We start from the raw sequence: 14,699 nt of genomic DNA on the forward strand, positions 1-14,699 counted from the left end.
TTATCAACCCAGTAGCGATGGACGAAGGTTTACGCTTCGCTATCCGTGAAGGTGGTCGTACAGTTGGTGCTGGTGTTGTATCTAAAATCATTGACTAGTTCCTGATTTTAGTTCTCACGAGAACTCAAGAAAAGACGCTTAGGCGTCTTTTTTTATCTCTAAATTTTAGCAAAACAGTCAACGTTACTAACACAGAGCAGGTGTTGTATCGCTGTACCTAAAAGAGGCATTGTATGATTGCTGATTTTAGTGCTCACGAGAATTCAAGAAAAGACGCTTAGGCGTCTTTTTTTATCTCTAAATTTTAGCAAAACAGTCAACGTTACTAACACAGAACAGGTGTTGTATCGCTGTACCTAAAAGAGGCATTGTATGATTGCTGATTTTAGTTTTCACGAGAATTCAAGAAAAGACGCTTAGGCGTCTTTTTTATCTCTAAATTTTAGCAAAACAGTCAACGTTACTAACACAGAGCAGGTTATTTCTACAGAGTAAATATCACCGTATCTTTATAGATATGTGACTGCATATAATGATTGATATTACCAATCACCAAATGAGATTGATCACTTTTGCCACATTGCTGACCTTTCATATAAACTAAAATTTGCATTTTAAGGACGTCTTTTTGCCAAGAGCGGACTGTAGGGATTTATATTAATAATTATTTAGTCAAAAGTACTTTTGACCTAGTAATAAAGCTTTTATCTCAGCGTCTTTAACTAGCTTTTCTAATTCACCCGATTTCTGTAGTTCCTTAATTTTACTTGATACACGATGGCTTACTTCTTGTTTATTATCATTTATATTGTTGTTTACACTAATTCAGATTTGGCTTTACGTTTAACAGAATTCGACTGTAAAGTTGGTAAAATGAGAGGTATAAATGTATTTGAAATGTTATATGCGACAAAGGGGTTTGGCGGTATATATATTCAGGCCAATTATGGTCATATTCATTTAGACAAAGAAAAAGTTGCTGAAATTATAGGGGAAAAAATAGAACAATAAGAGGCAGGATCTACAGTCTTACGTCAGCCGCTACACTGGCTTTACCCATACAAAATATAATCCAAACTTTGTTTTTACAATTTGCACGTAATGACCGCTCAGTGGCAATAGGGAATTTTATCGAAACGTCTCAATCTCATTTTTGTTCTCAAAATTTCACTAGTTATGTCTATTTACACTAACTCATAAGTTGTCGAATCTGGAAAAAAATAACGATAACTTTATACGAAAAGTTTATGAATATTTGCAAAAATTTAGTTACAAGGCATAATCAATTAATCGAAAAATACCTATTAAATAACGATGTTGTATGGTTCGTAAAATTTTACTGTCTTGTTTAGGTTTGTTTCTCTTAGGCTTGTTGTCATTTAAATTTATATCAAAAGATGTGAAGTTTGTCCCTGACTCATTTGTTGTTCCTTTGGGAAAGGCAACTTCTAACTTTAGTTTTGTTAAAGTTAGTCCTCAATTTACAAAACTCGACTTTGAGGCTTTAATGTCTGCAAAGGAGTTTATTCGGGAGCAGTTAAATAGTGAGTGGCCTTCTGATGAATTTACGTTAAAGGAAAACACAGAGTCTTTAGTTGGTGATTTAACCGCATTTAATGAGAGGGAGAATTTTACTTTTCATATATTCGATGCAGAAAAAAAAATTAATAGGATGCTTTTATATCAGTCAAACATATGATGAGGATAGTGATGCTGCTGTCTTTATATGGGTTATAAAGGAATTTTTATCTACTCCACAATTTGAAGAGATTAAGGACGATATTCACGGATGGATTTCAACAAGTTGGCCTTTTAATAACGTAGATTATTCATTAAACAAAAGCTAATAAGAAAATAAATAATAATATGTAACGGTGGCTACGTTTTGTTACTAATTTTAGCGACCGTTAATTAGCCTGTTTTTTGGGTGTTACCGATACAAAACCTAATCCGAAGTGTTGATTGTCTTTAAAACTAATGTCTCGAATGTGGCATTAGTGAATATCATAAAAATGCTTCAATCTCATTTTGTGTCTGAAAATCTCATTAGTCATGTCTATTCACGCATTATTTTCTGTGATCAACACATACTCAGATATTTGTTCTTATGGTAAAAATACCAAAACATTAAAGTTATGGCTCTATTTAACTAGAACCATAACATTAAGTCCTCTGAACCATATCAATGAAGGTCGAAATAGCTAGAAACAAAATGACCTCACTAAAAGCCCTTCAAACCCCAGTATTTTTAGTCATTGAGTTCAAAAAACAATTATCAGCCTTTTATTTGTACGAACTTCACTCTATTGGAACTTTTAAGTGGTACTGAAAACATCAATCTCCTTATACCTGTAAAAAGGCAAATTTCATAAATTGTAACAAATACCTTTACTTTAATTCTTAACAGCAGCTTTATTATTACTTTTTTTAGATTATAGTAAACGCGAGAATATTATAGGATGAAAACCCATGAGTAATGAAACTAAAAAAATATTAGTAGTTGATGATGATATGCGCCTTCGAGCGCTGCTAGAGCGATATTTAGTTGAACAAGGTTTTGTTGTACGTACCGCGGCAAGCTCAGAGCAAATGGATCGTTTACTCGAGAGAGAAAACTTCCACCTGTTAGTATTAGACCTGATGTTACCCGGTGAAGACGGCTTATCTATTTGTCGTCGCTTACGCCAACAATCTAATGATATGCCAATTGTGATGTTAACCGCAAAAGGTGATGAAGTGGATCGTATTATTGGCTTGGAACTGGGGGCGGATGATTACATGCCTAAACCGTTTAACCCTAGAGAATTATTAGCTCGCATTAAAGCGGTCTTAAGACGAAGAGTTCAAGAGGCACCAGGTGCGCCATCACAAGAAGAAAATATTGTTTCGTTTGGCGAGTATCAGCTAAACCTTGCAACAAGAGAAATGGTAAAAGGCGATATCAATATGCCATTAACCAGTGGTGAATTCGCTGTTTTAAAAGCACTTATTACACACCCGAGAGAGCCTCTCTCTCGTGACAAATTGATGAACTTAGCACGTGGCAGAGATTATTCAGCATTAGAGCGTAGTATTGACGTACAGGTTTCACGTTTAAGAAGAATGCTGGAAGTAGACCCCGCTAAACCTCGTTATATTCAAACCGTTTGGGGCTTAGGTTACGTTTTTGTTCCTGAGGGTAAAGATGTTGCTCAATAATTTTAATATTGATAAACACTTCATATAACGTAATGTCAAACGATGGATGTAAGCCATGAGAATATTACCACGTAGTGCTTTTGGGCAAACCGTTCTGCTGATCGGTTTTTTACTCTTGATTAATCAAGTTGTTTCTTGGGTATCTATGGTTTATTACATCATCCAACCTAATACTCAGCTAACTAATGAGTTGTTAGCAAAACAAGTACGGGTTGTGCTTATTGATGATGATCTGCTTAGAAAGGCATTTTCAAGATCATTTCAAGAAAAAACGGGTATTGAAGTTTATCGTGAAAGTGACGCATTATCGTCAGGGCTGGCAGAAGCTACCTATCTTGCACATCGCTCTAAAGAGATGTCAAAATTACTTGATGGCGATGCTGAACTGAGACTTACCCAAGGAGGGGAGCAATATATATTCTGGATAAGGCCTCCGCAATCACCACATTATTGGATCAGGATTCCCCTTTCAGGTCTAGAAGAAGCAAACTTTTCTCCGCTTACTGTGGTGTTAATTTTTCTTGGCTTGCTCAGTGTTATTGGTGGCTGGTTATTTGTCAGGCAAATAAATAGCCCCTTAAAAGCACTACAAAAAGCTGCCGAAGATGTTGGTCGTGGTGAATTTCCTCAACCGTTAGCTGAACAAGGTACTACTGAAATTGTTGCGGTAACTCAAGCTTTTAATCATATGTCTCGAGGTATAAAACAGCTTGAAGACGATCGTAACTTATTGATGGCCGGAATTTCTCATGATTTACGCACGCCATTAACCAGAATTCGCCTTGCGGCGGAGATGATGTCAACACAAGATGAGTTTTTAAAAGAGGGTATCGAAGGCGATATTGATGATATGAACAGTATTATTGATCAGTTTATCGATTACATTCGCCATAACAGTAAAGATAAGCCTGAGCTTTGCGATCTTAATCATTTAATTAATGATGTTATGCAAACGGAGATGATTTCTGGTCGCCAGATAAAGTTTTTGGAACAAGAGTTACCTGAAATACCGCTGCGTTTTGTCGCAATGAAAAGGGCTGTTGCCAATATTATACAAAATGCTTTACGCTACTCTGATGGTGATATTGAGATTACTACGGGAATTTCAGATAATAAACAGTCTGTTTATTTTTGTGTGTGTGATTCCGGTCCGGGTATTCTTGAAGAAGATATAGAACGTTTATTTCAACCTTTTACTCAAGGAGATATAGCGCGAGGCACAGAAGGAAGTGGTTTAGGCTTAGCAATAATAAAGAAAATTGTGAACACTCATGGTGGGCACGTTCATTTAACTAACCGTGAAGAAGGTGGTTTGTCTGCAAAAGTTTTATTACCGATTAAGTAAATTTTATTATCGTATTACTTTTAGCTTAACCTCCTCGTTATCTCGGTAACTGTTCATCCCTGCAGTCATGGCACCGCGTTATACCGTTGACGTGCAAGGATGCCTAAGAATGGCCATCCTGAACATGGTCACTCTTTCACATCCATGTGATCGTGACATACCGTTCATCCTGAACATGGTCACTCTTTCACATCCATGTGATCGTGACATACCGTTCATCCTGAACATGGTCACTCTTTCACATCCATGTGATCGTGACATACCGTTCATCCTGAACATAAAAAAGCCGCTAAACGGTAACGTTTAGCGGCTTTTTATTTATAACGTAAAAGTTATAGCTGAGGTCCGGCATCGACTAATGACTTACCATTGTCAGTATCGGTAAACTTATTAAAGTTATTAACAAAGCGTTTAGCTAAATCTACTGCTTTAATGTCCCATTCTTCTTTATCCGTATAAGTATCGCGAGGGTCAAGTATATCACCTTCAACACCGTCAACTTTCGTTGGGATTTCTAAATTGAATAAAGGTAAAACAGTCGTTTCAGCGCTATCTATTGAGCCATCTAAAATAGAATCAATAATTGCACGTGTGGCTTTTATTGAGATACGCTTGCCTGTGCCATTCCAGCCAGTGTTCACTAAGTAAGCTTCAGCGCCTACAGCTTGCATACGTTTGCGTAAAACTTCAGCATACTGTGTTGGGTGCAAGCTTAGGAATGCTGCACCAAAACAACTCGAAAATGTTGGGGTAGGCTTGGTAATACCACGCTCGGTTCCCGCTAGTTTTGCTGTAAAACCAGACAAGAAGTAATATTCAGTTTGGGCTGGCGTTAATTTTGAAACAGGTGGTAAAACACCAAAAGCGTCGGCAGTTAAGAAAATAACTTTTTTCGCATGGCCCGCACGAGAAATTGGTTTAACAATATTCTCTATGTGATCAATGGGGTATGAAACACGCGTGTTTTCAGTTTTAGAGTTATCGTCGAAATCAATTTTACCATTTGAATCAACAGTAACATTTTCTAATAGTGCATTACGACGGATAGCATTGTATATATCAGGTTCATTTTCTTTACTTAAATTGATTGTTTTAGCATAACAACCACCTTCAAAGTTGAAAACACCATTATCATCCCAACCATGTTCGTCATCGCCAATAAGCTGACGTTTAGGGTCAGTAGACAGTGTAGTTTTACCTGTGCCTGACAAGCCAAAAAATACCGCAACATCGCCATCTTCGCCAACGTTAGCACTACAATGCATTGAAGCTATGCCTTTTAAAGGGAGTAGGTAGTTCATCATTGAGAACATACCTTTTTTCATTTCTCCGCCGTACCAAGTACCGCCGATTAATTGAATTTTTTCAGTTAGGTTAAAGGCAACAAAGTTCTCAGAGTTAAGCCCTTGTTCTTGCCACTTATCATTCGTTGTTTTAGCGCCATTCATTACGATGAAGTCTGGTTCGTAATCTTTTAACTCTTCATCCGAAGGGCGAATAAACATGTTTTTAACAAAGTGAGCTTGCCACGCAACCTGAGTGATAAAGCGAACTTTTAAACGGGTATCGGCATTTGCACCACAGTAGGTATCAACAACAAATAAGCGTTGCTTAGAAAGCTGAGTTGTCACTAAAGTCTTTAAATGATCCCAAGTTTCTTGCGTCATTGGTTTGTTATCATTCTTACCTTGATCAGACCACCAAACAGTATCACGACTTGTATCATCGCGAACAATGTACTTATCTTTAGGTGAACGACCAGTAAAAATACCGGTATCGACATTAACCGCGCCAAGCTCGGTTTCTACGCCTTTATCAAAACCTGTAAGATCAGACTTTGTTTCTTCAGCAAAGAGTAACTCGTAAGAAGGATTGTAAACAACCTCGGCAACATCATTGATGCCATATACAGATAAATCAATTGAGCTTTCTAAAGAAGCCATAGCGAATACTCTCCTAAAAGTATGATGGTGAACATTTATTTATTAAACATGTTTGAGAACGCAATTTTAGGCGATTATTAGGCAAAACGAAAGTAAAATTTCTTTCGTTGTGAAAGTTTTCATTATAACTTTCATTTATAGTAGGGGGGAGGAGATAAATGTGAATAAATATTTAGGGATGAATATTTTATGTTATAATATTTTTTGTTGAATTTAGTTCTTTTATTACAATTGGTTAGTTGAAGTGTTGATATTTAATCGTTCTATAATAGCTTTTATATTATGCAGTTAATTTACTTAACATAAAGTAGGATTTATTTTCATAAAAGAGATAAAAAGATCAATTAAATGTTTTGTTACGTAAGAAAATATTCGCAAATGAAAGTTATACAGCAAAATAAAAAAATTAATGCACAATAATTACATAAATTAAGTCAACACATTAACTATATTGCTAGGTAATGTGTTGTTAAATTAAAAAATGTCACTGTTACTGCTTTCATCAAGAGAATGTGAGCCGTCGAGTATTTCACTACTGTTGTCTTGTGTTACCGATTCGGTTGGTGCAGTACCAAACTGAAAATATTCGAAAAAGCTAGATTTATCGGTTTTATTAGTAAGTTTACCCGTACTTTTATCAATGCGTACCGAGACGATATCAACGGGTTGAACAAAAGGTTCTTCTGGGTAATCAACCAAGGCAACTTCCATAAACTTTATCCATGCTGGTTGTGCCGATTTTGCACCTGCTTCTCCGCCAGTAACTTGATTTTTATCAAGATTACTATTATAACGAGTTCTCCCTAAGTTTCTTCCTGGATTGTCAAAGCCAACCCAAGATGTTGTAACTAACCGACGGCTGAAGCCAGAAAACCATGCATCTTTTGATTCATTGGTTGTACCTGTTTTTCCTGCAATATCATGTCGCTTTAATGATTGGGCTCGATAGCCTGTTCCTTGCCAATAGGGTTTCATTCGCCAGTCTGAACCCCAAATTGCTGCATTTAATGCTTGTGTAACCAAGAACGCATTCTGTGGGCTTATTACTCGCGCCGCTTTGATAAGCGGGAGTGGCTCTTTCTTGGGTGATATGGCAAAAGCCTTCAAAGTGGGAGCAATACCTTGTTTAGTATTGTCTACTAGACAATATTCACAGGCAATAGCAGGATTCGCTTGGAAAAGCACTTTGCCAAAAGAATCTTCAATTCTGTCAATTAAATAAGGTTTAATTAAAAACCCACCGTTGGCAAAGGTCGCGAATCCAGTGGCCACTTCTAGCGGTGTTAAAGATGCCGAGCCCAGTGCTAACGATTCGTTACGGGGTAATTCATTGGGTACAAAACCAAAAGCAGCTAGATGAGGAATTATTTTGTCTAATCCAACAGCTCTTAATAGTCGCACGGCAATAACATTTTTAGATTGTGCTAACGCTAATCGAACACGAATATCACCATTATAGATTGGTGGCGAATTCTCTGGACGCCAAACAACACCTGTACTTTTATCCCATTGATTGATAGGAGCATCATTAACCAATGTTGCTAACGTAAACCCATTGTCTAAAGCAGCAGAATAAATAAAAGGTTTGATATTAGAACCTACTTGGCGTTTTGCTTGCGTTACTCGGTTAAATTGGCTTTGTTGAAAGCTAAATCCGCCAATAGCCGCTTTTATTGCGCCATTATCGGTTGATAAAGAAATTAAAGCAGAGCTAACTTCTGGTAGCTGGCTTAATGTAAAACCTTGTGTCGTTTTAATAACAAATACCATATCTGCATAATGTAATATATCGCTGGCAATTTTAGGTGCTGCTCCTTGTTTTTCATCATTGATAAATTCGCGTGCCCATGACATACCTTGCCAAAAAATTTCACCCTCTTGCAACGTTACACGAGAATTTTTCTCAGCGCCCAAAAACTTAATCTTTGCTGACTGTTCTGAAACGCTAATAATCACGGCTGGGACTAATGTTTGATAATTTTTTACTTTTTTAAGTGCTTGGAAAACTTCATCATCGCTGAGTTCATAGTTCTGATCTGCCGAGTTGATAAGGTTTCGGTTGGCATTAGCAATGTTTTTTTCGTTATCACTCATGTCGGATCGTAAAGAAAGAACTGCACCTCGATAACCATGGCGTTGATCATAAGCAAGTAGATTATCTACCACTGCTTTTTTTGCTGCATTTTGTAACGTTGAATTCACGGTTAAGTAAACATTATAGCCACCGGTATAAGCGAGTTCCTTACCGTAGAGATCTATCATCTCTTGATGTGCCATTTCTGCAATGTAAGGTGCATTTAATTCGATTTTTGCACTATGTCTTTTACCGGTAATAGGCGCTTGGTTTACCTTTGATAACTCAGCCAAGTTGATATATCCTGCGCTATACATACGCTGTAAAACAATGCCACGGTTAGCCTTTGCATTCTTGGGAGACCTTATGGGATTCAAGTTAGAAGGCGCTTTAGGCAAGCCAGCAAGAACAGCTATTTGCGCTAGGGTAAGGTCTTTAACATCCTTACCGTAATAAACTTGTGCTGCTGCGCCAAAACCAAAACTGCGATGCCCCAGTGGAATTTTGTTCATATATAGGGCGAGTATCTCATCTTTTGTCAGTAAGCTTTCAATATGAAAAGATAAAAATATTTCGCGAATTTTTCGCGTGTAAGTCACCTCACGTGACAAGAAAAAGTTTCGGGCAACTTGCATCGTAATGGTACTGGCTCCCCCTTTATTTTTCCCCATAAGCTTGCCTAAAACTGCTCTCCCTATTCCAATGGGGTCAACACCAAAATGTAGGTAAAAACGGTCGTCTTCACTGGCTAAAATAGCATTGATAAGTTGCTGCGGAAATTCGTTAAGCGTTAGTGGGATACGTTTTTTTTCGCCAAATTGATTGATTAGCTTATTATCTGCACTAAAAATTTGCATAGGCGTTTGCCATTGCATGTCTTTTAGCGATTCCACATTGGGCAATTCACTGCGCATTGATAAATATAAAGCAACTAAAGATAAACAAGCTAATAATGTAAAAATTAGCCCGACTTTTATGAGACGTTTCAATAAATGCACTAAATTATTCTCTCAATATTGGACAAAAAAACGATTAATAACGCTAGTATATCCTGTAAAAGCATGTAATAAATGTATTTATCCCAAGTTTGTGCCTAATATATAGCAATACAATTAAGATTATTTTAATTTATTTATTTATTTGGTGTTGTTATTGGTAAATTTATTCATATTAGTAGGATGTTATGCTCAGTAATTTTTTAAAAAAAAATACATCTTTGATACTTGGTATTGATATTGGTTCTCATGCAATAAAAGCGGTTTTGCTCGGTCAAGGTGATAATGGATATATTCTCGAAGCATTAGCAACAGAAGTTATGCCTCGTGGGGCTATTATTGACCGAGAAATCCAAGATATTGATGCTGTTGGCAAAGTTGTCGCTAAAATAAGAAAAGAGATTACCTCTTCAGTGAAGTTAGCTGCGGCGGCAGTTTCTGGACAAACAGTTATCACTAAAGTTATCTATATGGATGTTAATTTGTCTGAGTACGAACTTGCCAGTGAAATTGAAATTGAAGCGGACAGTTTAATTCCCTACCCTTTAGATGAAGTTAGCTTAGACTTCGAAAAACTTGATATTAATGAGGCCGATCCCTCCAAGGTTAATGTTTTATTAAGTGCGGCACGTACTGAGTCAGTAGAAGCGAGAGTTGCTGCTTTAGAGTTAGGAGGATTTCAAACTAAAGTGATTGATGTAGAGTCATATGCAGTGAGTCGGGCTTATGATCTTAGTCTGTCGCAATTGCCTGATGATGCAAAAGATAAAATTGTTGCTATTGTTGATGTGGGAGCCGTGATGACACTCTTTTCTGTCACGGATGCGGGAACGCATATTTATAGCCGTGATCAACTCTTTGGTGGCGAGCAATATACCCGTTCAATTGTCTCTTATTACAATCTAACATTTGAAGAAGCGGAACACGCAAAAATAACTAATGACTTACCACCTAATTATACCTTTGAAGTTTTAGGGCCCTTTCATACCATTTTTACTCAGCAAATTCGTCGGGCAATTCAAATGTTTTTAACCTCCAGTGGTAAAAATAAAATAGATTATCTTATTGTTTCTGGTGGCAGTGCTAATGTAGAAGGTCTCGAAGCACTGCTAACTGAAGAGCTAGGCATTCATACCTTTATCGCCAACCCATTTAAATCGATGTCTGTTGTAAAAAGTATTGATCAAGAAATGCTCGATAAAACCGCTGCTCAATACATGGTGGCAGCAGGTTTAGCATTGAGGAGCTTTGTGCCATGGCATTTATAAATTTACTCCCATGGCGTGAAGAAGCCGAGAAAGCTAAACAACGTGAATATTTCACATTATTGACGGTTGTTGCCGTTGTCGCTTTCGCGTTAGTCTTCGCGGTTAGCCAATTTTATCAAATGCGTGTAGATGGTCAAAACTCACGGAATCAGTTTTTAAAAACTGAAATTAAACTTTTAGATGCACGTATTATAAAAATCAAAAATTTAAAAGAAAAGAAAAAAGAGTTACAAAAAAGAACTGAAGTGGTGGAACAGCTTCAGAGAAGCAGAAATGTTGGTACACAAGTACTTGATGAAATAGCAAAAATAGTACCAACAGGTGTTTATTTAACACGTTTAGAGAAACAAGGTAATAGCATTAAAATTATTGGAAAAAGTGAGTCAAATAACCATTTAGCGAATATGATTCGAGAAATAGAAAGCTCGCTGTTATTTACTGATGCCATTCTAGAATCTATTACCACCAATGAAGCAAACAACAAACTCCTTAGTGACTTTAAAATGCGTGTGCGTATTAAAGGTTTATTAAATAGCATAGAAGACGGGAAAACGGTCAATGACGGAGATAAATCATGAACATAGATTTAACTCAATTCTTTGAACAATTTGAAGGTTTAGAAGCCGACAATATTGGGCAATGGCCAAAAGCCGCGAAGATAACCTTGGCTATTTTTATAGCGTTAGTGGTTTTGGCGCTAGGATATTTCCTATTAATAAATAGTAAAATAACCACACTTGACAATTATGTGGCAGAAGAAGTCTCACTAAAACGCCAATATCAAATAAAATATCATGTGGCTGCTAATCTAGAATTATTTGAACAACAAATGATAGAAGCAGAGGCCTTATTCGCCAATCAATTAAGGCGTTTACCTGAAAGTCATGAAACGCCAGGTTTACTTGACGATATAACTTTTGTAGGGACAACAAGTGGGTTGAAGTTTGTGAAACTCAATTGGCAGCCAGAGATAGCACGTGAAATTTATATTGAGCTTCCTATTGATATTGAAGTGGTGGGTTCGTACCATGAGTTTGGTAATTTTGTTAGTAAAATAGCAGGGTTACCTCGCATTGTTACTTTGCATGATTTTGACGTACATATAAATAAAATGGCCAATGGTTTACTGAGTTTAAAACTACAGGCAAAAACTTATCGTTATAGAGAGGCTGAAGAAAAATGAAAAAATCAGCATTACTTATAATGGTTCTTATTGGTGCGAGTGGCTGTTTTGATGATACGAGTGATTTAAGGACTCATATCACTACAGTGCAATCAAAGACGCTAAATGTCATTGAGGCAATGCCAGCCATATCAACGTTTGGTCACTTTGATTATTCAGCTCAAGCATTAAGAAGCCCATTTGATAAACCAGAAGCTGAAGCTATTCAGCAGAAGATTCAACAGATGTCGGGCTGTTTAAGTCCGGATCCTCGTCGACGCAAGCAACCCCTGGAAAAGTATCCACTGAGTAATTTATCAATGCGAGGCACTTTAGGTGAACAAGATGTTATTTGGGCGCTTGTAGAAGCTTCTGATGCAACATTACATAGAGTCGCGGTCGGTAGTTACTTAGGACTGAATAATGGTCATATTACGACGGTTAGTCCATTTGATGTTAAAGTTATCGAGTTAATTTCTGATGGCGCAGGTTGTTGGGTAGAACGAGAAACGACGATTAAAATGATCAAATCAGGTACAGAGGGGCAAGAGAAGTAATGTTGCTATTTAATAAAATGAAAAGTCACCACTTAATTCCATTGGCGATAACCCGAAGTGTTGTCGCTGTAATTATGCTTTATTCGTTTGCTATTTCAGCATGGTCTAGTGATCTCATTGGTATCAAATATAACACTTTACAAAATGACGAAATACAATTGCAGTTTGAATTGACAAAAGAAATTGTCAACCCACCTGAAATGAAAACGGTGATGAATCCTGCTCAAATTAAAATCACTTTTGATGCTGATAATTTCAATAAAAACTTACTAAAAACCTCTGTTGAACATGCGGGTGTTAGCCATATTAGTGTTCAAAGACTCGCTGGCAAAGTTGTTGCAACCGTGCATTTAGATCAACTTTCTGTTTTCGATATTCAACAAAATGGAAATTTATTTTCGTTAATTCTGAATAAAGCTATTGGTGATTCTCCGGTTACTCAGGTAAACCCATTAGGCCATAACTTCATTAATAACATTGATTCGATAGACTTTCGTAAGGGTGATAATGACGAAGCACAAATACTTGTTTACCTTGATGATAGTATGGTTGCCGTTGATGTCACTGATAAACTTGGCAAATTGTACATCGAATTTCATAATACACAAATTATCGACGACTTAATTTATAAATTAGATGTTATTGACTTCGGTACCTTAGTCACGGGCATTGAAACGTTTAAAAAAGGGCGCAATGCAAAACTGATTGTAGATATCAATAGTGACTTTACCTTTAAACATCAACAGCTTAATAACGTTTTTTCATTGGTTGTTGTTAAGAATGATAAGGCGCCTGGCTATTTAGAAGAAGATGCTGACTTTAGTGGACGAGCTATTTCTTTGAATTTTCAAGATATTTCAGTTAGAACCGTTTTACAAATAATAGCTGATTATAACGGCTTTAATTTAGTCACTAGCGACAGTGTTTCTGGTAATGTGACCTTGCGTTTAGATGGTGTTCCATGGGATCAAGCCCTTGATATTATATTAAAAGTGAAAGGCTTAGATAAGCGCATGGAAGGCAATATATTAATGGTTGCCCCCAGTGATGAACTTTCAGCTCGTGAAGCTCGTGACTTACAAGCAAAACAACAAGTTGCTGAGCTTGCGCCGTTATATTCAGAATATGTACAAGTAAATTATGCCAAAGCAACTGACTTTGCTAACCTCATTAAAAATGATGAAAACAGTATTTTATCAACGCGTGGGAGTGTCAGTGTTGATGAACGAACGAATACCTTATTAATACGTGATACAGCTAAAAGTATTGAAGATATTAAGCGAATGGTAAATGTTTTAGATATCCCTGTACGCCAAGTTATTATAGAAGCGCGTATGGTAACTGTTAAAGACAGTATTAATGAAGAGTTAGGTATACGTTGGGGGGTGACTGATACTGACGGCGAATATGCCGGTTCTGGCTCGTTAGAGGGAGCTAGTTCTGCAGCAAGTGGCTTGGTACCTAATTTAGCTGACCGATTAAATGTTAACTTACCGGTAGCCAATCCTGCGGGAAGTATTGCTTTTCAAGTGGCTCGATTAGCAGATGGCTCTATTCTAGATCTTGAGCTAAGTGCAATGGAGAAAGAAAATAAAGGTGAAATCATTGCGAGTCCACGAATTACTACGGCTAATCAAAAACAGGCCTACATTGAGCAGGGTGTTGAGATCCCTTATCAAGAGGCATCTTCAAGTGGTGCAACGTCAACACAGTTTAAAAAAGCCGTGCTTAGTTTAACTGTTACACCACATATTACACCAGACGATCGTATCATCCTTGATTTAGTTGTTACTCAAGATACGGTATCTGATGTTCAAAATGGTCAAGCACCTGCAATTGACACGCAAAGAATCGGTACACAGGTGTTAGTAAACAATGGTGAAACAATTGTACTCGGTGGTATTTATCAACAAGCAATTATCAGTACCGTATCAAAAGTACCTGTTTTAGGCGATATTCCCTATTTCGGTTGGTTATTTAGAAATAGCAACAACTTTAATGAGAAAAAAGAACTATTAATTTTTGTGACACCGCGCATCGTAACTGAGCGTTTTTAAACAAGTTTGTGAGTTACTGAGTAATTTCATTTTATTTTCGTCTTAGTTAACTTGCAATTTACACCGAACAATTGCGATAATTACGGCCTCAAAATTTTCG

General features: G+C 37.0%; 12 protein-coding genes. 10 read left to right on the top strand and 2 right to left on the bottom strand.

Going from position 1 to position 14,699, the window contains the following annotated elements; genetic code table 11:
- The 5 genes from H4J73_RS00300 to envZ form a co-directional block, all read left to right on the top strand.
- On the top strand, positions 1-98 hold a 98-nt coding region (locus H4J73_RS00300; protein WP_220460028.1), incomplete at its 5' end, for a hypothetical protein.
- Positions 99-789: 691 nt separating this feature from the next.
- Positions 790-1,011 carry a hypothetical protein gene (locus H4J73_RS00305; protein ID WP_182178916.1) on the top strand — a complete coding sequence of 74 codons (222 nt, stop codon included), beginning with the start codon at positions 790-792 and terminating at the stop codon, positions 1,009-1,011.
- A gap of 310 nt (positions 1,012-1,321) precedes the next feature.
- Positions 1,322-1,699, top strand: a complete 378-nt coding sequence (locus H4J73_RS00310; protein ID WP_182178918.1) for a hypothetical protein — start codon at positions 1,322-1,324, stop codon at positions 1,697-1,699.
- A 770-nt stretch (positions 1,700-2,469) separates the two neighbouring features.
- Positions 2,470-3,198 carry a two-component system response regulator OmpR gene (gene ompR, locus H4J73_RS00315; RefSeq protein WP_182178926.1) on the top strand — a complete coding sequence of 243 codons (729 nt, stop codon included), beginning with the start codon at positions 2,470-2,472 and terminating at the stop codon, positions 3,196-3,198.
- A 55-nt stretch (positions 3,199-3,253) separates the two neighbouring features.
- Positions 3,254-4,543, top strand: a complete 1,290-nt coding sequence (gene envZ / locus H4J73_RS00320; protein ID WP_182178933.1) for a two-component system sensor histidine kinase EnvZ — start codon at positions 3,254-3,256, stop codon at positions 4,541-4,543.
- 332 nt (positions 4,544-4,875) lie between these two features.
- On the opposite strand, the gene pckA is transcribed toward envZ, so the two are convergent.
- Together pckA and H4J73_RS00330 are read right to left on the bottom strand one after the other, a co-directional pair.
- Positions 4,876-6,486, bottom strand: a complete 1,611-nt coding sequence (pckA, locus tag H4J73_RS00325) for a phosphoenolpyruvate carboxykinase (ATP) (protein ID WP_182178935.1) — start codon at positions 6,484-6,486, stop codon at positions 4,876-4,878.
- 474 nt (positions 6,487-6,960) lie between these two features.
- Positions 6,961-9,558 carry a penicillin-binding protein 1A gene (locus H4J73_RS00330; protein ID WP_182178937.1) on the bottom strand — a complete coding sequence of 866 codons (2,598 nt, stop codon included), beginning with the start codon at positions 9,556-9,558 and terminating at the stop codon, positions 6,961-6,963.
- A 185-nt stretch (positions 9,559-9,743) separates the two neighbouring features.
- On the opposite strand from H4J73_RS00330, the gene H4J73_RS00335 reads away from it, so the two are divergent.
- From H4J73_RS00335 to H4J73_RS00355, 5 genes are read left to right on the top strand one after another with little or no spacing between them, the layout of a single operon-like run.
- Positions 9,744-10,823, top strand: coding sequence for a pilus assembly protein PilM (locus tag H4J73_RS00335; RefSeq protein WP_182223844.1), 1,080 nt, complete (start codon positions 9,744-9,746; stop codon positions 10,821-10,823).
- Complete coding sequence (locus H4J73_RS00340; protein WP_182178941.1) at positions 10,811-11,401, top strand: PilN domain-containing protein; 591 nt, start codon at positions 10,811-10,813, stop codon at positions 11,399-11,401. The genes H4J73_RS00335 and H4J73_RS00340 overlap by 13 nt, the downstream gene beginning before the upstream one ends.
- A complete protein-coding gene (locus tag H4J73_RS00345; protein WP_182178943.1) occupies positions 11,398-12,006 on the top strand; it encodes a type 4a pilus biogenesis protein PilO in 609 nt (202 codons plus the stop codon). The genes H4J73_RS00340 and H4J73_RS00345 overlap by 4 nt, the downstream gene beginning before the upstream one ends.
- Positions 12,003-12,542 (top strand): pilus assembly protein PilP, encoded by a 540-nt coding sequence (locus H4J73_RS00350; RefSeq protein WP_182178945.1) that lies wholly within the window; start codon positions 12,003-12,005, stop codon positions 12,540-12,542. Before H4J73_RS00345 ends, H4J73_RS00350 begins: the two co-directional genes overlap by 4 nt.
- Positions 12,542-14,599 (top strand): type IV pilus secretin PilQ, encoded by a 2,058-nt coding sequence (locus tag H4J73_RS00355; protein ID WP_259366533.1) that lies wholly within the window; start codon positions 12,542-12,544, stop codon positions 14,597-14,599. The genes H4J73_RS00350 and H4J73_RS00355 overlap by 1 nt, the downstream gene beginning before the upstream one ends.
- Positions 14,600-14,699: the final 100 nt, after the last annotated feature.

This window comes from Colwellia sp. MB3u-41 (assembly GCF_014076845.1).
GTDB lineage: Bacteria > Pseudomonadota > Gammaproteobacteria > Enterobacterales > Alteromonadaceae > Colwellia_A.

Coding starts and splice junctions, on each gene's coding strand:
- H4J73_RS00335 (WP_182223844.1), top strand. CDS start 9,744: ATGCTCAGTAATTTTTTAAAAAAAAATACATCTTTGATACTTGGTATT.
- H4J73_RS00350 (WP_182178945.1), top strand. CDS start 12,003: ATGAAAAAATCAGCATTACTTATAATGGTTCTTATTGGTGCGAGTGGC.
- H4J73_RS00340 (WP_182178941.1), top strand. CDS start 10,811: ATGGCATTTATAAATTTACTCCCATGGCGTGAAGAAGCCGAGAAAGCT.
- ompR (WP_182178926.1), top strand. CDS start 2,470: ATGAGTAATGAAACTAAAAAAATATTAGTAGTTGATGATGATATGCGC.
- H4J73_RS00345 (WP_182178943.1), top strand. CDS start 11,398: ATGAACATAGATTTAACTCAATTCTTTGAACAATTTGAAGGTTTAGAA.
- envZ (WP_182178933.1), top strand. CDS start 3,254: ATGAGAATATTACCACGTAGTGCTTTTGGGCAAACCGTTCTGCTGATC.
- H4J73_RS00310 (WP_182178918.1), top strand. CDS start 1,322: ATGGTTCGTAAAATTTTACTGTCTTGTTTAGGTTTGTTTCTCTTAGGC.
- H4J73_RS00355 (WP_259366533.1), top strand. CDS start 12,542: ATGTTGCTATTTAATAAAATGAAAAGTCACCACTTAATTCCATTGGCG.
- pckA (WP_182178935.1), bottom strand. CDS start 6,486: ATGGCTTCTTTAGAAAGCTCAATTGATTTATCTGTATATGGCATCAAT.